Source organism: Acetobacter persici (assembly GCF_018256955.1).
Taxonomy (GTDB): Bacteria; Pseudomonadota; Alphaproteobacteria; order Acetobacterales; family Acetobacteraceae; genus Acetobacter; species Acetobacter persici.
In genome coordinates this window covers 267,578-287,769 of sequence record NZ_JAERKU010000003.1, presented here as the reverse complement: position 1 = coordinate 287,769, position 20,192 = coordinate 267,578, and the positions used below count along the sequence as shown (strand labels likewise).

Sequence of the window (20,192 nt, the reverse complement as noted above, 5' to 3'; positions counted from 1 at the left end):
GTGCGGAAATCAGGCAGCAGAAGCCGCGCCGATAATGGATAGGAATGCCTCTGCATTCAGGCTGGCACCCCCTACAAGGGCCCCTGCTACATCTGTAAGGGACAGAATGGAAGCCGCATTCTTGGCATTAACGGAGCCACCATACAGAATCCTGAGCGTTTTGCCAGCCTCGCCAAACTGACGCACCAGCTCTTCACGCAGGAATTTCATGGTTTCGGCAATTTCGTCTTCCGTGGCGGCACGGCCGGTGCCAATAGCCCAGATCGGCTCATAAGCCAGAATACCGGAGAAATTGTCAGGCAGGGACCCTTTGATCTGCCAGCCCAGCGTATCGAAATGTTCGCCGCTTTCGCGCTGGTCTTCTGTCTCCCCAATACAGACAATCGGGGTCAGGCCAGCTTTTGCGGCAGCGACCGCTTTTTCCCGCACGGTTTCATCCAGTTCACCATGCTCCTGCCGACGCTCGGAATGTCCCAGAATAACATAGGACACACCAAGGTCCGTCAGCATGGCCGGAGAAATATCACCCGTATGCGCGCCGGACGTGGCTTTGTGGCAATCCTGCGCCCCCAGAGCAATCGGAGAGGCCTTCAGTTTATCGGCCAGAAGAGCCAGCTGCGTGAAAGGCGGGCAGGTGACAATATCCGGCAGAATGGCCGGGAGCCCTGCCAGCAGAGCCTCAACAAGCGCCTGCGAATCACGGCTGGTGCCGTTCATCTTCCAGTTGCCGACGATAATCTGTCTGGTCATACGCCTCGTCCTTCCGTGCTGCCGGTGTCCGCATCCTGACTGCGTCACTCTGCCATAGAAAACAGGCTAAACCATACACTCGGCCTGTCGGGCAAGATGCCGCGTGCGTGTTTAGGGCCGTCCCGGTTTGTTCCCGCTGGTCAAGTCCGGCTGCTCCGCTTATGGTGCCGCGCCCGGGTTTGCTCGTGGCATGGTCTTTGTCTTCTCCCGGATCCCACGGTTCATGATCTCCTATCTGCGTCGCGTTTTTGTTGAATCCTGGCTTGGGCGTGTCTGCGCCATCGTCATTTTCCTCGCTTTTATCGGCTGGGGGGTAGGGGATGTGCTCGGTTACATGGGCACGGAGACAGATATCGTAGCCAAGGTGGGCCAGCAGCGCATTACCTCGGCGGATCTTGCGCAGTCCCTGCAGGGAGAAATGCCGACCATCGCCAAACAGATGGGCGTGACAGACCCTGCACAGGTGCCTGCTGCCATGCGCCAGCAGATTGCCTATCAGGTTCTGCAACGGCTGATCGGGCAGGCGGAACTGCAGGAAGCCGCCCGCAAACTGAAAGTAGCCGTGCCAGATTCGGCCGTGCGGGATGAAGTTTTCTCTCTGCCTTATTTCAAAGGTGCCAACGGTCAGTTCGACAGAAATATTCTGAACGCGCGCCTGCGGGAGCGCGACATTCCAGAGCAGCGCTTTCTGACGATGATCCGCGATGATCTGACAAGCCGCACCGAATTGCAGCCGATTGGTCAGGCCGCGAGTGTGTCTGACACCCTCACCAAACGCCTGTCCGACTTCGGCCTTCAGACCCGGACGATTGACCTGATCCGTATTCCCTTTGCTGAGCAGCCAACGCCTGCCGCTCCGGATGATGCGGTTCTGCGTCGCTATTACGCAAACCATCTGAACGATTTCCGGACCGCCGAACTGCGCCATGCCCGCGTTGTTGTGCTGTCCCCCGCCACAGTGGCTGATACGATCAGCATTGATGAAAAAGATCTGAAACGCGTCTACGACGAAGAAAGCGACCGCTACCACGTGCCGGAAACGCGCGACGTGCAGGTTGTGACGATGCAGGATGAAGCACAGGCTCGCGCTGTTGCTGATGTCTGGACAAAAGGAGGAGACTGGAGTGCTGTGCAGGCGGCTGCCAAAGGCGGCGCGTCTGTTGAGATGCCCGGAGCACGCCCCTCGGCCATTCCGTCCGAAAGTCTGAGCAAAGCTGTCTTTGCTGCGCCTCTGAATGAGATTCAGGGGCCGTTTAAATCAGAAGGCGGCTGGGTTGTGCTGCGCGTTACAAAAATAACGCCGCCCAAAGACACGCCTTTTGACATCGCCAAAAAAGAAATCCTTCAGCAGTATCGTGACGCGAAAGGCCCGTCTGTTGTCGGCGAACGGAGCCGCCAGTTGCAGGATGCCATGGCAGGCAACGGTCTGGACGCCATCCCGACGGATATCGGCGCCGCGGCAGCCGCAGGCACGCTGGATGCGCAGGGCAACACACAGGACGGCACACCAGCACCGCTTCCGGCGTCCGGCAAACTGCGTGATGCCATTGTGCAGCAGATCTTTACACAGACTAAAGGCGCGAAACCGAACCTGACGGAAGGGCCTGACAATAGCTGGTATGCCGTTGAGGTCGACACGATTACCCCTGCCGCACAACTCTCTTTTAATCAGTCCAGAGCAAAGGTTCTGGCCGCATGGCAGGCGGATGCCCGCAAACATGCAGCGGATGAACAGGCAACAGCCCTCTACACCGCAGCGCAGGAAAAAGGCGGCCTCGCCAACGTCGCCGGCGCAGGTGCACCGGTTGTAAAAGGTCTTGCATTCTCACGATCCGTCCCCAACAAAGCCATTCCGGCTGAACTCATGGATTATCTGCCCCGCATGAAAGCAGGACAGTCCGTGATGGCTGAAGATGCCGGGGAGTTTCTGGTCGCAACGGTAACCTCTGTCTCAACACCCAACCCCATGGCGGATCTGGCGGGCTACCAGCGTCTGAAAACAGCCCTTGCACAGTCCACCGGGGACGATCTGGTTGCGTCCTATGTTGAAGCACTCAGCAAGCGCACACCGCCCGTTATCAACCAGCGGGCCGTGCAGGCAGCGTTGTCTTCCCTTGGATTTGACGGAAGTGCCGCGCCATGAGCGTTACAGCACGCATTGCGGCCTCTCCGTCACGCGAGGCCTGTCAGGACGCATGGAAAGCGGGAAAACCGTCCGTTGTCTTTTCTGTAGAACCGGCAGATCTGCTCACCCCGGTTTCCGCTTACATGCGCCTTGCCGGGTTTGATGGTGGCACGGGGCGTTACACGCTGCTGCTGGAAAGCGTTGAAGGCGGGGTGTCACGCGGCCGGTATTCCGTGATTGCCCTGAAACCGGATCTGGTGTGGACCTGCCACAACGGGCGGGTCACAGTTGATGAAAATCCGGCACAGCCTGATATCCAGACCCGTTCCGTCGATGGCGCGGCTCTGGCCTCCCTGCGCAGCCTGATCCGCGAGACGCAGCTTGATCTGCCAGCAGGCCTCCCTCCCATGATTGCCGGGCTCTTCGGTTATCTGGGGTATGACATGGTGCGGCAGATGGAATATCTGCCTGACGCCCCGCCGGATGACCTCAACCTGCCGGAAGCCGTCATGATGCGCCCCGGTCTGTTTGCGGTTTTTGATACGGTCAGTGATGAGCTGATTCTCGCGGCTCCGGTCCGCCCGACAGCAGGGGAAGACGCCGGGGCCGCGTGGGATAAAGCGCAGACTCTTCTCTCCCGCGCACGTACCTGTCTGGTCGGGGCGTTGCCCGCTGCCTCTGACGCTGCGGCGCCGTTGGCGTTTGAAGCACCGCACTCCACATTCTCGCGCGAAGAGTTCTGTAACGCCGTCAAAAAAATTCAGGACTATATCGCCGCAGGGGATGCCTTTCAGGTTGTCCCCAGTCAGCGTTTTTCTGCTCCGTTTACGCTGCCGTCTCTGGCGCTGTATCGCTCTCTGCGCCGCGTTAACCCGGCACCGTTCCTGTTCCATCTGGATCTTGGGGCATTTTCGCTCGTGGGATCGTCCCCTGAAATTCTGGTGCGGCTGCGTGACGGCACCATGACGGTCAGGCCTCTGGCAGGCACGCGCCCACGCGGCAAGGATGAAGCCGAAGATCTGTGGCTGGAGCAGGATCTGCTCGCGGATGAAAAAGAACGTGCCGAGCATCTGATGCTGATTGACCTCGGCCGTAATGACGTTGGGCGTGTCTGCAAGCCGGGTTCCGTCCATGTCACAGAACGGTTTGTGATTGAGCGTTTCAGTCACGTCATGCACATCTCCTCCAACGTGGAAGGCACAATCCGGCCCGATCTGGACGCTCTGGATGCCCTGATTGCCGCGTTCCCGGCGGGTACGCTCACGGGTGCGCCCAAAATTCGCGCCATGGAAATTATTGACGAAATTGAGCGTAGCCGCAGGGCGACATATGCCGGGTGCATCGGGTATTTCGGGGCAGGGGGCGATATGGACACCTGCATCGGGCTGCGCATGGCCGTTGTTAAAGACGGCATGATGCATGTGCAGGCCGGATGTGGCGTTGTGGCCGATAGCGTGCCCGAACTGGAATATGAGGAAACCCGCCACAAAGCCCGTGCTGTTTTCCGGGCTGCGGAAGAAGCCATTCACTATGCTACACAGGCAAAGGGCTGAGTTCTTGCTCTTCCGTCATTTGACCCGTGTGCCGCATAAGGTCATCATAAAGTCATGATCCTTCTGATCGATAATTATGACAGCTTTACCTTCAACCTTGTCCATTATCTGGGCGAGCTTGGGGAGAGCTGCGATGTGCGCCGCAACGATTCTCTGACGGTCACAGAAGCTCTGGCACTTCAGCCAGAAGCAATTGTGCTCTCGCCGGGGCCGTGCTCCCCGAATGAAGCTGGAATCTGCTGTGATCTGATTGCAGCGGCCGCCGGAAAAATTCCGGTTTTCGGGGTGTGCCTCGGGCATCAGGCAATCGGGCAGGTCTTTGGGGCCAAGGTTGTGAGGGCCGCAACGCCGATGCATGGCAAGATCAATCCGGTCTTCCATAATGGGAAAGACGTTTTTGCGGGCCTCCCCAGCCCCTTTAATGCCACGCGATATCATAGCCTCACTCTTGAGCCGTCAAGCATTCCTGACAGTCTTGAGGTTACAGCATGGACCGAAGATGGCGTGATTATGGGGGTATGCCATAAGCAGCATCCCATCTCCGGTGTTCAGTTTCACCCGGAAAGCATTGCATCAGAATACGGGCACGATCTTCTGAGGAACTTCCTTGAAGACGCGCGGGCCTGGAACAAGAAGAAAACAGCGGCCTGACATGGCGGAGATCACTCTTTCTCCCTCAGCAGATCCGGACGTTTTTTTTACTTCCATCCTCAACACCCTCGCGCATGGGAATACACTGACCAGCGCAGAAGCTGAAGCCGCCTTTGGCATCATCATGGACGGCACACTCCCGGCAGAGCGCGTGGCGGCTTTTCTGATGGCGCTGCGCGTGCGGGGAGAAGACGCCAGAGAAGTGCAGGGGGCCGTCACGGCGTTACGAAACCGTATGGTCTCTGTGCCGCACGTACCCGCAGACACAATCGACGTGTGCGGGACAGGCGGTGACAATTACGGCACCCTCAATGTCTCTACAGCCGTGGCATTTGTGCTGGCGGCCCTTGGCGTGCCCGTAGCCAAACATGGGAACCGGGCCGTCTCGTCACGCGCCGGGGCATCAGACGTTCTGCAGGCGCTGGGCGTGCCCTTGCTGGCAGACCCTCAGCAACTCTCTCTCCAGCTTAACCAGCATAAGCTGGTTTTTCTTGCAGCCCCCCATCATCACCCGGCCATGCGGCATGCCGCCCCGATCAGAAAAGCATTGGGTATCCGCACCCTGTTCAACCTGCTGGGGCCGATGGTGAATCCGGCAGGTGTCAGGCATCAGCTCATTGGTGTGTTTGCTCCGGAATGGTTGCAGCTTGTGGTGGACGTGTTGCATCAGCTTGGCTCGGAGAGAGTCTGGGCAGTCTGCGGTCAGCCTGTGGGAGAAACGCAGGGAATTGACGAACTGACACTGGCTGGCCCCACCCGCGTTGTCGCGCTTGAAAACAGCACAACCCATTCCCTTGTTATAGAGGCCGAGATGGCGGGGCTGCCTTACGCGCCTGTTTCTGCCATTCAGGGGGGCGACGCTCAGCATAATGCTGAAGCACTGGAAGCCTTGCTCCGTGGTGCCCATGGGGCTTATCGTGATACTGTTTTACTGAATGCCGCCTGTGCCCTGCATGTGGCTGGACGACGTTCAATCCTGACGGGTTTGCAGGTAAACCCGCAGGCCTTCAGAGAGTCCGTGGCCGATGTCAGCCGCGTGCTTGATAATGGCGCCGCGCTGGCGGTGCTGACCGGTTTGCGTACATCATCTTCTGGTACGTATGCTCAAGACAAGACAGGATGATTATGAACGAAATACCCAATTCGTCCGCCGCTGGAAATTCCGACGCAGAGGCCTGCATTCAGGCTGATCACATGCCGGATGTACTCTCGCGGATCTGTGCGCGGACAAGAGTTGAGGTTGAGCACCGTTCAACCCTCGTCTCGCTGAAAGAGATGATGGCCAAAGCGCAGGACGTAAAAGACGCTCCGCGCGGCTTTGGGCGCGCCCTGAAGGAAAAGGCTGCTGACAGAACAGTCGGGCTGATTGCTGAAATCAAAAAAGCCTCCCCCTCAGCAGGTATCCTGCGTGAAGAGTATGACCCCGCCCAGATTGCTGTTGGCTATGAACAGGCAGGAGCTGCCTGCCTGTCTGTTCTGACGGAAAGCTCCTGCTTTCACGGCCAGAACGAAGATCTCCAGATTGCGCGCGCGGCCTGCTCTCTTCCGGTCCTGCGCAAGGACTTCATTCTTGACCCCTGGCAGGTTTATGAAAGCCGGGCGATGGGTGCGGACTGCATTCTTATCATCATGTGCATCCTGACAGATGAAGAAGCCCTGAGTCTGGTCGACCACGCCAAGGGGCTGGACATGGATGTTCTGGTGGAAGTGCACGATGAGGAAGAGCTGAACCGCGCACTCGCGCTGGACACTTTCCTGATCGGCATTAATAACCGTAATCTCAAGACGTTACAGACGGATATTGAGACAACAAAACGTCTTACGCCACTGGTTCCGCCAGACCGGATTATTGTCTCTGAAAGCGGCATCAAGACACATGGAGACGTCATGGCGCTGGCCGAAATTGGCGTGACTGGTTTTCTTGTAGGAGAGTCTCTGCTGCGTCAGCCTGACCCCGGCAAGGCGGCCCGTGCGCTGCTCGGATTTGCCTGACGTGCCTGAAAAGACGCTGACGCATCTTGATGCATCCGGTCATGCGCACATGGTGGATATCTCAGAAAAATCTGACACGCACCGCAAGGCAATTGCGACAGGCTCTATTTCCATGCTGCCCGAAACCCTGAACATGATTGTTTCTGGCAGCATGCCGAAGGGCGATGTTCTGGCAACAGCACGCATCGCAGGCATTATGGCGGCCAAGAAAACGGCGGATATCATACCGCTGTGTCACCCGCTGGCCCTCAGTCGTGTTTCGGTTGATCTGCTTCCGGCAGATGACAAAATCGAGATCACCGTTTCTGTTACAACAAAAGGCGCAACCGGGGTCGAAATGGAAGCGTTAACTGCGGTAAGTGCCGCAGCGCTGACCCTGTATGACATGTGCAAGGCGGTTGATCGGGGCATGAGGATTGACGGCATCAGGCTCCTGCATAAAAGCGGGGGACGATCAGGCGACTTTAATGCGGAATAATTGAGAGAAGCTTACGGGCTCCTTCGCCTCGACATACACCCTGTGCCCGTAACTGACTGAGTTAGCAGTATAACTTTTAAAGCCAATAAGGATGAGCCGATGACGGCGGGTCAAAAAAACGTAGCACGCGTGGGAGGCAACGGCCCCTCCTTAACCCGTGAGCAGTTTATTGATGCATTTCACGAGATGTTGCTGATACGCCGGTTTGAAGAAAAAGCGGGCCAGCTTTACGGCATGGGACTGATTGGCGGTTTTTGCCATCTCTATATCGGGCAGGAAGCCGTCGTCGTCGGGATTCAGATGACGCTGAAGGACGGTGACAAGCTGATCACCTCCTACCGTGACCACGGACAGATGCTGGCTGCCGGGATGACGCCACGCGGCGTTATGGCTGAACTGACTGGCCGCGCCACCGGATATTCCCGCGGTAAAGGCGGGTCCATGCACATGTTCTCCCGCGAGAAAAATTTCTACGGCGGACACGGTATCGTGGGCGCGCAGGTCGCACTGGGCATCGGGCTGGCATTCGCCAACAAATATCGTGGAACGGATGAAGTCTCAGTCGCATATTTCGGGGATGGTGCCGTCAATCAGGGGCAGGTGTATGAAAGCTTCAACCTGGCTGCGCTCCATAAGCTGCCCTGCCTGTTTGTGATTGAAAATAACCTCTACGGCATGGGGACAAGTGTGGAACGCGCCTCTGCCTCGCACGAACTCTGGCGGAATGGTGAGCCATGGGGCATCCCCGGTCGTCGTGTTGACGGCATGGATGTTGCCGCCGTGCATGAAGCCGCAGCCGAGGCCGTAGCCCATTGCCGTGCTGGCAAAGGACCGTATCTGCTGGAGATGATGACGTATCGTTATCGTGGTCATTCCATGTCTGACCCGGCCAAATACCGTAAGCGTGAGGAAGTGGATGAAGTCCGCAAAACGCGTGACCCCATTGAACATGTCCGACGGATTTTGGTGGATGCGGGGGTCAGTGAAGATGATCTGCGCAAGATTGAAGACGATATCAAAGCGACAGTGAACGATTCTGCTGAATTCGCGCAGACAAGCCCCGAGCCTGATCCTGCCGAGCTTTATACAGATGTGCTGCTAGAGGCGTAACGGATTATGGCGACAGATATTTTAATGCCGGCTCTTTCCCCGACCATGACGGAAGGCGCTCTGGCACGCTGGGTTAAAGCGGAAGGGGATGCGGTTTCTATTGGCGATGTGCTTGCCGAGATTGAAACCGACAAGGCAACCATGGAAGTGGAAGCCGTCGAAAGTGGCGTTCTGGGCCGTATTCTCGTGCCCGAAGGGACGCAGGATATCGCGGTGAACACCCCGATTGCCATTCTGGTGGCTGAGGGTGAAGCTGTTCCCGATGCAGCATCCGCATCGACAACTACGTCAGAAGCAAAGTCAGAACTGGCCACACAAACGCCGGTTGAACAGCCGTCTTCTGCACCCGCCCACGTTGCCAGCACTCTGCTGAATGCTCCGGAACCGGAAAAAGACTGGGGGCCGACGGCTGAAATTACCGTGCGTGAAGCCCTGCATGACGCCATGCAGGCGGAACTGCGCCGGGACCCCGATGTTTTTCTGATCGGCGAAGAAGTCGCGGAATATCAGGGGGCTTACAAAATCTCTCAGGGCCTTCTGGCTGAGTTTGGTGATAAGCGTGTCATTGACATGCCAATTACCGAGCATGGTTTTACAGGCATGGCGGTTGGCGCAGCCCTGACGGGCCTGAAGCCGATTGTGGAGTTCATGACCATGAACTTCTCAATGCAAGCTATTGATCATATTATTAATTCTGCCGCAAAAACTCTTTATATGTCTGGTGGACAGATGGGGTGCCCCATCGTCTTCCGTGGTCCGAACGGCGCGGCTGCCCGCGTCGGCGCACAGCATTCTCAGTGCTACGGGAGCTGGTATGCCCACGTTCCGGGCCTCAAAGTTGTGGCACCGTGGTCCTCGGCGGATGCCAAAGGGCTTCTCCGCGCGGCCATTCGGGACCCGAACCCGGTTGTCGTGCTTGAGAACGAAATTCTCTATGGCCGCAAATTTCCATGTCCGGTTGATGAAGACTTTATCCTTCCCATCGGCAAAGCCAAGATTGAGCGGGAAGGGCGCGATGTGACCATCGTGACATTCTCCATCATGGTCACAACGGCACTGGAAGCAGCAGAGGCTCTGGCTCAGCAGGGGATTGAAGCTGAAGTCATCAACCTGCGCAGCCTGCGCCCGCTGGATACGGCAACTATTGTAGAAAGCGTGAAAAAAACCAGTCGTCTGGTCACGCTGGAGGAAGGCTGGCCGTTCGCGGGGATCGGTGCCGAAGTGGCGATGCAGGTTATTGAACATGCTTTTGACTGGCTGGACGCACCGCCTGTGCGCGTTGCTGGCGTGGATGTTCCGATGCCGTTTGCCGCCAATCTTGAAAAACTGGCCCTGCCACAGCCCGAGCACGTGGTTGATGCCGTGCGTCGCCTGATCTGAGGAAAAAGAGATGGCTATTGAAGTTCTGATGCCGGCCCTTTCCCCCACCATGACGGAAGGCGCGCTGGCCCGCTGGGTTAAAGCGGAAGGCGATAAGGTTACGATTGGCGATGTGATTGCCGAAATCGAAACCGATAAGGCGACTATGGAAGTAGAAGCCGTCGAAGACGGGATTCTCGGCCGTATCCTTGTGCCGGAAGGCACGCAGGAAATTGCGGTGAATACACCCATCGCACTGCTGATTGCTGAGGGCGAAGCTGTGCCGGAAGCAGGACCGGTCAGGCCGCAGGCTCCGGCGGCCGCAGCCCCGCAGAAGGCAGAACAACCGGCGGCAACTCACCAGAAATCTGCGTCCGCTACTGTTCCCGCCCAGACGACATCGTCCGTTCAGCCTGCCGCCGGGAAACGGATTATTGCGTCTCCTCTTGCAAAACGTATTGCGGGCCAGAAAGGGGTGGATCTTTCCACCATTAAAGGTTCCGGCCCGAATGGCCGTATTGTCCGCCGGGATGTTGATAGCGCCGCGGCTCAGGGCAAGCCGGTCACGTCCGCTACCGGACAGGGAGCTGCCATCGCGCTGTCTTCCTCCAGTCGCTCTGTGCCGCATTCCGGGATGCGGAAAGTCATTGCGCGCCGCCTGACTGAAGCAAAAAGCACAATTCCGCATTTCTACGTCTCGGTCGATGTCGAACTGGATGCGCTGCTTGCTCTGCGCTCTCAGCTGAACGCAACCTCTCCGGAAGAGGGGCCGGATGCTTTCAAGCTGTCCGTCAATGACATGCTGGTCAAAGCCTCAGCGATTGCGCTCAAACGGGTGCCAAACGTGAATGCGTCCTTCACCGATCAGGCCATGATCCTGCACGACAACGTGGATATTTCTATCGCCGTCTCCATTCCGGACGGGCTGATTACCCCCATTGTGACGCATGTTGAGCAGAAAAGCCTGAAGCAGATCAGTCAGGAAACCAAAGATCTGGTGAAGCGCGCCCGCGCAGGCAAACTGAAGCCCGAAGAGTTTCAGGGCGGCACGTTCTCCATCTCCAATATGGGGATGTTCGGCGTGCGTGATTTCTCCGCCATCATCAACCCGCCGCAGGCCGCTATTCTGGCCATTGCAGCCGCAAAAAAGCAGCCTGTGGTGAAGGGGAATGAACTGGCGATTGCAACCGTGATGACGGTCACTCTCTCCGTTGATCATCGCGTCGTGGATGGTGCGGTTGCGGCGGAATGGCTTTCAGCTTTCCGGTCGGTGGTCGAATCTCCTCTGACACTTGTTCTTTAACATCGCGTTTGCAGGAAACGACCATGAGCGGAACCGATTTTGACATTATCGTCGTGGGTGGCGGACCGGGTGGCTATGTTGCGGCGTTACGGGCCGCACAGCTTGGTCTTTCTGCCGCGGTGGTGGAAGCACAGCATCTGGGCGGAATCTGCCTGAACTGGGGCTGCATCCCCACCAAGGCTCTTCTGCGCGCTTCGGAAATTAACCACCTTCTGCATGATCTCGGCACTTACGGGTTCAGTGCGGAAAAGGTGAGTTTCGATTTCTCCAAAATTATTGCCCGCTCAAGAGCCGTCTCCAAACAGCTCTCGGGCGGCGTGGCGCATCTTCTGAAAAAAGCTAAAGTTCGGGTTTTTGACGGCTATGGCAAGCTGGATGGTGTTGCCGGGCGCAAGCGCAAAATTCTGGTGACGCCTGCCAAAGGCGCTCCCGTTACGCTCACAGCAAAGCATGTCATTCTTGCTACCGGAGCGCGCGCCCGTACTCTGCCGGGACTGGAACCAGATGGAAAACTGATCTGGTCTTACCGTGAAGCTCTGGTGCCTGATGAACTGCCACGCCGCCTGCTGGTTATTGGATCTGGTGCGATCGGTAGCGAATTTGCCTCTTTCTATCGCAACATGGGGTCAGAGGTGACGCTGGTTGAAGTCGCCCCACGTATCCTGCCGGTAGAAGACGAAGAAATCAGCGCACTGGCCCGTAAAGCCTTTGAAAAACAGGGTATTCGCGTTCTGACCAGCGCCAAACTCGGCACCCTGCGCAAATCAGCGTCAGACGTAACGGTTCCTGTTGAAGTCAACGGCAAAACAGAAGAGTTCACCGTAGACCGTGTGATTTCTGCCGTCGGGATTGTTGGCAATGTCGAGAATATCGGACTGGAAGGCACAAAAATTAAAACAGACCGCACCCATGTGGTGACGGATGACCTGTGCCGCACAGGGGAGCCGGGCGTTTACGCTATTGGTGACCTCGCCGGGGGTCCCTGGCTGGCTCATAAGGCAAGCCATGAGGCTGTACTGTGTGTTGAAGCCATTGCAGGCAAGACGGTGCATCCGATTGATATTACAAAAATTCCCGGATGCACTTACTGCCGCCCGCAGGTTGCGTCCGTTGGCTATACAGAGGCCCGTGCCAGAGAAGCGGGATATAAAGTCCGTGTCGGGAAATTCCCGCTGATGGCCAACGGTAAAGCACTTGCCATGGGTGAACCAGACGGACTGGTAAAGACCGTTTTTGATGCCCAGACAGGAGAGCTTCTGGGGGCGCATATGATCGGCGCGGAAGTCACGGAAATGATTCAGGGCTATGTGATTGCCCGTACGGGAGAACTGACGGAAGCTGAACTGGCGGAAACCATTTTCCCGCATCCGACAATTTCTGAATCCATGCATGAAGCCGTTCTCGCGGCCTATGACGGCGCGCTGCATTTCTAGTCCGCAGAGCAGACGGCATCATCGCGTGGGTGTGATGCCGTCTGACGCACCAATCTGGGCGTTCTTACCTTGACGCAGCAGTAAGAGCGTTCCAGTTCTTTTTAAACCCGGAGCTGTGGGAGCGGGTGATACCATGTCAACACGCGTCTTGATTGACCATCGGAAAGGCGGAGCCAGTAAAGCCCGCCACCCGGAAAAGGCACACCGGCCGGACAACCCGATTGCCCGCAAACCCGAGTGGATCCGCGTTAAAGCGCCAACGCACCCTGTGTATCACGAAACACGTAAGCTGATGCGGGACAACCGTCTGGTGACGGTGTGTGAAGAAGCAGCATGCCCCAACATCGGGGAATGCTGGTCTCAGCGCCATGCGACCATGATGATCATGGGAGAGATCTGCACACGCGCCTGTTCCTTCTGCAATGTCACCACAGGCCTGCCGCACGCGCTGGATGCGGACGAACCAGCCCGCGTGGCCGAGGCTGTCGCCAGACTGGGACTGCGCCATGTGGTCATAACGTCCGTAGACCGGGACGATCTGGAAGATGGCGGGGCACGGCATTTTGCACGGGTCATCACGTCCATCCGGGATGCCGCACCAGAGACGACCATTGAAATCCTGACGCCTGATTTTTTACGCAAAAACAATGCACTAGAGATTGTTGTTGACGCGCGACCTGACGTATTCAACCACAATCTGGAAACTGTGCCACGCCTTTATCCGAGCATCCGCCCCGGCGCGCGCTACTATCAGTCCATGCGTCTTCTTGACCGTGTAAAGCAGCTTGATGCCTCTATTTTCACCAAGTCCGGCCTGATGCTGGGGTTGGGGGAAGAGAAAATGGAAATCGCTCAGGTCATGGATGATCTGCGCATTGCGGATGTAGATTTTATTACAATGGGCCAGTATTTGCAGCCTACGGTGAAGCACGCGGCCGTTGCCCGTTTTGTCACCCCCACTGAGTTTGAGGAGTATGGCGCAATGGCTCGCGTCAAAGGTTTTCTTCAGGTCAGTTCAAGTCCGCTGACCCGTTCATCCTACCATGCTGACTCGGATTTTGCTGAATTGCGGCAGACACGTAATGCCCGCCTTGCGGGGGCGAACTGATGCCTAAACACGCAGAAAAGCGTGTTCTCGCGTACAGGGCTGACCAGATTTTTGATCTTGTTGCAGATGTTGAACACTACCCGGATTTTCTACCCTGGTGCGTTGCTGCGCGCGTCCGCACGCGCACCGCAACGGAGCTGGTTGCTGATCTGACGGTCGGGTTTGGTCCCTTCCGGGAGAGCTTTACCTCTCGCGTAACGCTCAATCGGCCCGACACTATTACAGTGCAGTATGAAAAGGGGCCGTTCCGCTACCTTAAAAATCTGTGGAAATTCACACCTGACCCTCGTGGCTGTGTTGTGGAATTTTTTGTCGATTTTGAATTCCGGTCCCGCATCCTTCAGGCCGCTATTGGCGTTGTGTTCGGAGAAGCTGTTCGTCTCATGGTTTCCGCATTTCTGCGCCGGGCGCGGGACGTGTACGGACCACCGGAGACAGCGGCATCTTTGCCGGATGAACATCCGGTTGCCCAATAGTTCACCGATAGGTGGGGCAGGCTGCTCCCCCTAAAATACGCAGGGTTGTTGTTACGGGACGCAATTTTCTATACATTACCAATCTGTTGGAAAATTGCTTTTTATAAAAGCAGTCCGGCGTTTTGAATAAGGACAGACGATTATGAAAAAAATCTTTGCTGCGACGGCTCTCATTTCCGCCACGCTGGCTGCAAGCCCGGTTTTTGCGGCTACGCACCACGCCCACAAACATGCTGCGCATGAAGCCGCTGCAAAAAAAGCAGCCAACGGTGATTCCTCCACCGATGACCTGAACAGCAAGAGCCTGTCTGACGCGCAGCGCGCAAATGCCCCTGCTTTTGCTGCCGCCCCGACTGCTCCGACCGCCGTTGTTCCGGGCACGACAGTTGGCGTCCCGGCTGCTGGCACGGGCGTTACCGCTCCGGCAGCTCCCACGGCCCCGGCTCTGCCGAGCGTGACGGCTCCTGCTGCCCCGACCGCAACGGTCCCGGCTAACGCTCCGGTTTCTGGTCAGTAAAAAACAATAAAATCCTGAATTTGCAGCTTAATCTGCATTAAAGGCTTAAGCATCAAGAGCGTTAGAGGGGTGTCCCTCTAACGCTCTTTTTGTATACGAAAACGTTAGCCAACACGCTGCAAAACAAGATTAAGAGCATGCATGGCCGCCTGAGAGCGAATGGCTGTGCGGTCCCCTTTGAAAATCCGGAAGTCTGCCTGCACGTCACCGTCTCGCACGACCGTACCGAACCAGACCAGCCCAACAGGTTTGTCTGCTGAACCCCCACCCGGACCGGCAATACCGGACACGGAGACAGAATGTGTTGCATCCTGCGCGACACCCAGCGCACCAGCAGCCATCTCTCGCACCGTCTCAGCACTGACCGCACCAAACTTCTGTAACGTCGCGGTGCTAACCCCCAGCACAGAATGCTTCATGCTGTTAGAATAGGTCACAAGACCGCCCTCAGTGACATCAGAAGAGCCTGCATGATGCGTCAGAAGTGCCGCCACCAGCCCGCCTGTGCAGCTTTCTGCCGTCACCAGTTTTGCGTCTGCTTTCCGAAGGGCTTCAAGGAGCAGGCCTGACTGCTCTATCAATTCCGACGCGAAGTCGGGGGCAAGAAGAGAGAAAGACATTACGTTCAACCTCGGGACAAGGGAAGATGACGCGCCATTAACCGGGCTGATTTAATGCAGGCAGCGGCCATAGCGCCTGCTATCAGATCATCCCCCATGATCCCTGTGGCACCATGTTTTTGGTCCATATACCCGACAGGTCCCGGCTTTTTGATATCAAACAGGCGGAAGAGGGCAAACGCCAGAACGGCAAGGCCGAGACTTCTGCGGGTTGACGCAGGGTCCTCCGAGTTTTCGGGCAGGCAGGCCAGCAGACTGACCCACATGCCAGCAACCTCATCAATCACAATCCAGCTGTGATCTTCTCCATCTCCCGCCTGATCAGCCGCCCACCAGCCGGCGACGGAAACAGCACCAATCGCCCCGAGCAGGATTTTGGGCCGCCTGAGCAGCGGGAGCCCCAGTACCAACGCGGCCAGAGACCCGACGGTACCGGGCGCACGAGGCGCCAGACCACATCCGCCGAATGTTGCCAGAAAACGGGACGGTGTCATGCTTATTTCCCCATCGCTGCGTAAATGGTCATATTTTCCCACACGCGCTGAACGTAATTCCGGGTTTCCGAGAAGGGAATGGATTCAATCCAGTCAATCATCTCATCCTGAGAGGCTCCGCTGCGACCCGGATCACCCGAGGCAGCAAGCCAGCGCGAAAGCCTTCCCGGCCCCCCGTTATAAGCCGCAGCCATGTAGGGCACGACAGAGCCGAATTTGTCCTGAAGATAAGACAGATAGGCCGAGCCAAGCGCCAGATTATTGTTCGGGTCATGCAAGCCGGATGCTGTTGCCGCCGAGGCAGACACACCAGCCCGATGCACCATATCCCCGGCAGTCGAGGGTTTGAGCTGCATCAGGCCAATAGCATTGGAGGAACTGATAGCGTCCGGATTAAAGTTGCTTTCCTGACGCGCCAGACCCAGCACCAGTCCGGACGGGAGCCCCGACGCCGGAGAAGCATACGGCGCAGGCCAGCCGGAATGGAGCAGAAAAAGCCCGTCACGCCCGAGCTGACGAGAAACCGCGACGGACACATCCGGCAAGCCGAGCTTCATGGCCAGATCACACAAGGCGAGCTTGTCCGAGACGGAAACAAGTTGCTGGCTAAGCAGGGTCAGGAAATCCCGCGCATGCGGTTTATCCCCCCATGACACGAGCAACTGCGCGGCCTGAACAAGGTCACTCCCCGCAAGGCGGCTGGCAGAGGCTGATGGCTCACGCTCCGTAGCCAGAGCTTTTGTAACGGACGGCGGAATATGCTCCGGGGCAAGGAGTGTCGCTGCATTTCCCGCCAGTTGTGCGGCGGCCATCTGGCCATAGAATGTACCGGGATACCCAGCGGCTTTCTGCCAGTCGGCCTGTGCAGATACGTCATCCTGCGCGGCATGGCGGGCCCGCCCGAGCCAGTAAAATCCGCGACTCTTGCTAATCAGAGACGCAGAATCAGCCAGAGGCCTGAAAAAAACGTCTGCCTGCGCGGGATTGTGCATTTTCTGCAAAGCAATCCAGCCACTGAGAAACTGTGAATCCAGACGATTTGCGCCGGTGGTGAGGGTATCGTTCGCCAGAGACAACGCATCATCATTCTGCCCGTCCTGCAGCAGTTCCCGCGCCAGCGCGTCGCGCTCCCGCCAGAAAGCCGGATGGCGGCCTTTTGCTTCGGCCTGCACCCCGGTCGTTTTCCAGAGTGCAGCCGCCTCGGCATCCCGCTTCTGCGTCCGCAGCCAGCGCAGATGGTCCAGAATCAGATATGGATCATCTGCCTCAGAAGCGGGCAGGGCGGCTACCAGAGCATCTGCACCGGGGTCGTTCGCCCGAAAGGCGAGGCGTGCTTGTGCCTGCTTCTGACGGGATGCACTTAGATAAGGAAGAGTCTGACGTGCAGCGGCCAGAGAGCCCGCTTTTTCTTCACGGTTAAACCGAAGCCATGAGGCCTCAGGCGTCAGAACCTGCGGAAATGTGCCGGACAGAGCAGTCGCCGCCGCGGCGGAATCATTCCCGTTCATCCACGCCTGCTTTGCCTCTGCTGCGAGATGGCCGGCAAGCCCGGACGTCGCACTACCCCCTTGGGAGACGCACTGCGCAAGAGCAGGACCGTAACTGAGCGTCTGTGCGCAGAGACGGGCCAGAACAGCAGGATCAGTCTCTTTGGATAAGGCCTGCTGCATCCGGGTCTGCAACAGCTGCCAGCGTGGCCACACCGGGCGCGTTTTTAGAAAATCCGCATAGTCCTGAGCACTTGCATGTGATGAACCGACCAGACTCAGCCAGACGGTCAGGCGGTCGGACACGGAACCTGCTGCATATGTCTGTGAGGCCGGTACAGCCACGGACTGCGGTTCCGTGACCTGAGATGCCGGTCCGGCGGCAGACTGCCCCGTCTGAGCAGGCGCTGAGCACGCGCTGAGAAGCAAAAAAGCCAGCGGCAGAGATGCCTGCCGACGCCATGCGGAAAAATGTAAAACTGACATCCCCGGAAGATCAGCGATCCCGCATGCGCTGGCAAGTCATGATCTGCCGGGCGAAAAGAACGGCGTCTGCCCTTTAGTGAGAGAGCGGCAGATGCGTCCAGACTTCACCGCCGCCTTTCACAATCAGTTCGATGGCAACTGCCAGAACAATCAGCAGACCAACCCAGGAAATCCACTTATACCGGTCCAGCAGACGGGCAATAAAGGATGCAGCAACCCCCATCAGCAAGACTGAAAGCACAAGACCTGCGACCAGCACAGCCGGGTGTTCCGCCGCTGCTCCGGCAACGGCCAGCACATTATCCAGACTCATGGAAAGGTCAGCGAGGAGAATGCGGAACACAGCCTTGCCAAAGCTGCCGGGCGGGGAATCACCCTCGGCGTCGTTATGCTGGCCTGCGCGCATCTCGCAATACATGCGCCAGCACACCCATGCCAGCAGCAGCCCGCCAGCCAGTGTCAGGCCGATAATCTGAAGCAGTTGCACTGCCACAAGGGCCATAAGAATACGGATAATAGCCGCAAGCGCGATCCCGGCAAAAATCGCTTTCCGTCGTTCACTGACAGGCAGGGAACGCACGACCAGACCGATCACAACGGCGTTATCTCCCGCCAGCGTGACATCAATCATCACAACCTGAAGGAATGCGAGAAGGGCTTTCAGGCTGAAAGCATCAAGAAAACCGTGCACGAAAACTCCGATTCGGGAAGCTGAGACCGGGAAAATCAAGGGCTGAACATCCTGAAATAGCCCGGACTGTCAAAGTTTTTTGTTTCACGGGCAGACGTAGCGCCGGGAATCGGGTAGAGAGGCGCGCATTATTCCGCTCTCAGGAGGAACACCGCGTTATGGTGCCGCGCTATACTCGCCCCGTTATGGCCGCTATCTGGTCGCCTGAAAATCGCTACCGCATCTGGTTTGAGATTGAAGCACTGGCCTGTGAAGCCATGGCCGAATATGGCGCTGTGCCAAAAGACGCCGCAAAAGTTGTGCGTGAAAAGGGCGACGCCGCAATGGCCGCGTTCTCCGAGGCCGATCTGGCACGCATTGATGAGATCGAAGCTGAAACCCGCCACGATGTCATTGCCTTCCTGACCTGGCTTGCTGAGAAAGTTGGTCCGGAAAGCCGTTTTGTGCATCTGGGCATGACGTCTTCCGATATTCTGGATACCTGTCTGGCTGTGCAGCTGACGCAGGCGACTGACCTGCTGCTGAAAGATCTGGACGATGTTCTGGATGCCCTGCGCACTCGTGCATTTGAGCACAAACATACCCTGACCATCGGCCGCAGCCACGGCATCCATGCTGAGCCGACCTCCTTTGGCCTGAAACTGGCCGGGCATTACGCCGAATTTGTCCGCAACAAAGAGCGCCTTGAAACCGCCCGTGCGGAAATTGCCACCTGCGCCATTTCCGGTGCTGTCGGCACGTTTGCGCATCTGGACCCGCGCGTTGAATCCTATGTGGCTGAACGCCTTGGCCTGAAGCCGGAACCCGTCTCCACGCAGGTTATCCCGCGTGACCGGCATGCGGCTTATTTCTGTGCGCTCGGTGTTATTGCAAGCGGCATTGAGCGTCTGGCCATTGAAGTGCGCCATCTGCAACGCTCTGAAGTGCGTGAAGCTGAGGAGTTCTTCCATAAAGGCCAGAAGGGTTCCTCCGCCATGCCGCATAAGCGGAACCCGGTGCTGACGGAAAACCTGACGGGTCTTGCCCGTCTTGTCCGCTCCGCCGTAATTCCAGCGCTGGAAAACGTGGCGCTCTGGCATGAGCGCGATATCAGCCACTCTTCCGTTGAACGGAACATCTGCCCCGATGCCACAATCGGACTGGACTTCGCTCTGGCTCGTCTGGCCGGCATGATGAGCAAGCTGCTGATCTACCCGGACCGGATGGCTGCCAATATTGAAAGCCTTGGCGGTGTTGTCCATTCCGGTGAGGTTCTGCTGGCTCTGGCCCGTGCAGGTCTCTCCCGTGAGGATGCGTATCGCATTGTTCAGCGCAACGCGATGGAAACATGGACCAAACTCGGCACACCGGAAGGCCGCACGTTCCGTGAAAATCTGGCCGCAGATCCGGAAATTTCCGGGCGCATTCCAGCTGAAACACTGGACGCCGCAATGGATAGCCGCCAGCACCTGAAGGCGCTGGATGGCCTGTATCAGAAAGTCTTTGGGGAACCCGGCCCGTCGCTGTGAGCAGGGGTCTCCCTATATCCTCCACGGCCGAAGCCTGCTATGACGCGTCTG

Annotated in this window: 19 protein-coding genes; 14 read left to right on the top strand and 5 right to left on the bottom strand. The window is 57.5% G+C overall.

The window, feature by feature from the left end; all coding sequences use genetic code 11:
* Nucleotides 1–9 precede the first annotated feature (9 nt).
* On the bottom strand, nucleotides 10–750 hold the full coding sequence (tpiA, locus tag JK199_RS05775; protein WP_212374443.1) for a triose-phosphate isomerase: 741 nt from the start codon (nucleotides 748–750) through the stop codon (nucleotides 10–12).
* A 223-nt stretch (nucleotides 751–973) separates the two neighbouring features.
* Between tpiA and JK199_RS05770 the strand changes: the two genes are divergently transcribed.
* The 13 genes from JK199_RS05770 (at nucleotide 974) to JK199_RS05710 (ending at nucleotide 14,855) form a co-directional block, all read left to right on the top strand.
* Nucleotides 974–2,893, top strand: coding sequence for a SurA N-terminal domain-containing protein (locus JK199_RS05770; RefSeq protein WP_212374441.1), 1,920 nt, complete (start codon nucleotides 974–976; stop codon nucleotides 2,891–2,893).
* Entirely contained in the window at nucleotides 2,890–4,428 is a 1,539-nt protein-coding gene (gene trpE / locus JK199_RS05765; protein WP_212374438.1) for an anthranilate synthase component I, read from the top strand. Before JK199_RS05770 ends, trpE begins: the two co-directional genes overlap by 4 nt.
* A gap of 54 nt (nucleotides 4,429–4,482) precedes the next feature.
* Nucleotides 4,483–5,079 (top strand): anthranilate synthase component II, encoded by a 597-nt coding sequence (locus tag JK199_RS05760; RefSeq protein WP_086655196.1) that lies wholly within the window; start codon nucleotides 4,483–4,485, stop codon nucleotides 5,077–5,079.
* Between the two features lies 1 nt (nucleotide 5,080).
* Nucleotides 5,081–6,202 (top strand): anthranilate phosphoribosyltransferase, encoded by a 1,122-nt coding sequence (gene trpD, locus JK199_RS05755; RefSeq protein WP_212374436.1) that lies wholly within the window; start codon nucleotides 5,081–5,083, stop codon nucleotides 6,200–6,202.
* Between the two features lie 71 nt (nucleotides 6,203–6,273).
* Nucleotides 6,274–7,071, top strand: a complete 798-nt coding sequence (gene trpC, locus JK199_RS05750; RefSeq protein WP_370684584.1) for an indole-3-glycerol phosphate synthase TrpC — start codon at nucleotides 6,274–6,276, stop codon at nucleotides 7,069–7,071.
* Between the two features lies 1 nt (nucleotide 7,072).
* The gene (moaC, locus tag JK199_RS05745) at nucleotides 7,073–7,549 is read left to right on the top strand and encodes a cyclic pyranopterin monophosphate synthase MoaC (RefSeq protein ID WP_077929933.1); all 477 of its coding nucleotides are present in this window, start codon (nucleotides 7,073–7,075) and stop codon (nucleotides 7,547–7,549) included.
* 99 nt (nucleotides 7,550–7,648) lie between these two features.
* Complete coding sequence (gene pdhA / locus JK199_RS05740) at nucleotides 7,649–8,659, top strand: pyruvate dehydrogenase (acetyl-transferring) E1 component subunit alpha (protein WP_077929934.1); 1,011 nt, start codon at nucleotides 7,649–7,651, stop codon at nucleotides 8,657–8,659.
* Nucleotides 8,660–8,665: 6 nt separating this feature from the next.
* A complete protein-coding gene (locus JK199_RS05735; protein WP_212374432.1) occupies nucleotides 8,666–10,039 on the top strand; it encodes a pyruvate dehydrogenase complex E1 component subunit beta in 1,374 nt (457 codons plus the stop codon).
* 10 nt (nucleotides 10,040–10,049) lie between these two features.
* Nucleotides 10,050–11,321 (top strand): pyruvate dehydrogenase complex dihydrolipoamide acetyltransferase, encoded by a 1,272-nt coding sequence (locus JK199_RS05730; RefSeq protein ID WP_212374430.1) that lies wholly within the window; start codon nucleotides 10,050–10,052, stop codon nucleotides 11,319–11,321.
* A gap of 23 nt (nucleotides 11,322–11,344) precedes the next feature.
* Nucleotides 11,345–12,754 (top strand): dihydrolipoyl dehydrogenase, encoded by a 1,410-nt coding sequence (gene lpdA / locus JK199_RS05725; protein ID WP_212374428.1) that lies wholly within the window; start codon nucleotides 11,345–11,347, stop codon nucleotides 12,752–12,754.
* 133 nt (nucleotides 12,755–12,887) lie between these two features.
* Nucleotides 12,888–13,862 (top strand): lipoyl synthase, encoded by a 975-nt coding sequence (lipA, locus tag JK199_RS05720; RefSeq protein ID WP_212374426.1) that lies wholly within the window; start codon nucleotides 12,888–12,890, stop codon nucleotides 13,860–13,862.
* Nucleotides 13,862–14,338, top strand: coding sequence for a type II toxin-antitoxin system RatA family toxin (locus JK199_RS05715; RefSeq protein WP_025825073.1), 477 nt, complete (start codon nucleotides 13,862–13,864; stop codon nucleotides 14,336–14,338). The genes lipA and JK199_RS05715 overlap by 1 nt, the downstream gene beginning before the upstream one ends.
* 142 nt (nucleotides 14,339–14,480) lie before the next feature.
* Nucleotides 14,481–14,855, top strand: a complete 375-nt coding sequence (locus JK199_RS05710) for a hypothetical protein (protein WP_086655204.1) — start codon at nucleotides 14,481–14,483, stop codon at nucleotides 14,853–14,855.
* Nucleotides 14,856–14,959: 104 nt separating this feature from the next.
* On the opposite strand, the gene JK199_RS05705 is transcribed toward JK199_RS05710, so the two are convergent.
* From JK199_RS05705 to JK199_RS05690, 4 genes are all read right to left on the bottom strand, one after another.
* Complete coding sequence (locus JK199_RS05705) at nucleotides 14,960–15,475, bottom strand: CinA family protein (RefSeq protein WP_212374424.1); 516 nt, start codon at nucleotides 15,473–15,475, stop codon at nucleotides 14,960–14,962.
* A gap of 5 nt (nucleotides 15,476–15,480) precedes the next feature.
* Complete coding sequence (locus tag JK199_RS05700) at nucleotides 15,481–15,969, bottom strand: phosphatidylglycerophosphatase A family protein (RefSeq protein ID WP_212374422.1); 489 nt, start codon at nucleotides 15,967–15,969, stop codon at nucleotides 15,481–15,483.
* A 2-nt stretch (nucleotides 15,970–15,971) separates the two neighbouring features.
* Nucleotides 15,972–17,942, bottom strand: a complete 1,971-nt coding sequence (locus JK199_RS05695) for a lytic transglycosylase domain-containing protein (RefSeq protein WP_212374421.1) — start codon at nucleotides 17,940–17,942, stop codon at nucleotides 15,972–15,974.
* 73 nt (nucleotides 17,943–18,015) lie between these two features.
* Entirely contained in the window at nucleotides 18,016–18,633 is a 618-nt protein-coding gene (locus JK199_RS05690; protein ID WP_212374418.1) for a YjbE family putative metal transport protein, read from the bottom strand.
* Between the two features lie 158 nt (nucleotides 18,634–18,791).
* On the opposite strand from JK199_RS05690, the gene purB reads away from it, so the two are divergent.
* The gene (gene purB / locus JK199_RS05685; protein ID WP_212374416.1) at nucleotides 18,792–20,141 is read left to right on the top strand and encodes an adenylosuccinate lyase; all 1,350 of its coding nucleotides are present in this window, start codon (nucleotides 18,792–18,794) and stop codon (nucleotides 20,139–20,141) included.
* Nucleotides 20,142–20,192: the final 51 nt, after the last annotated feature.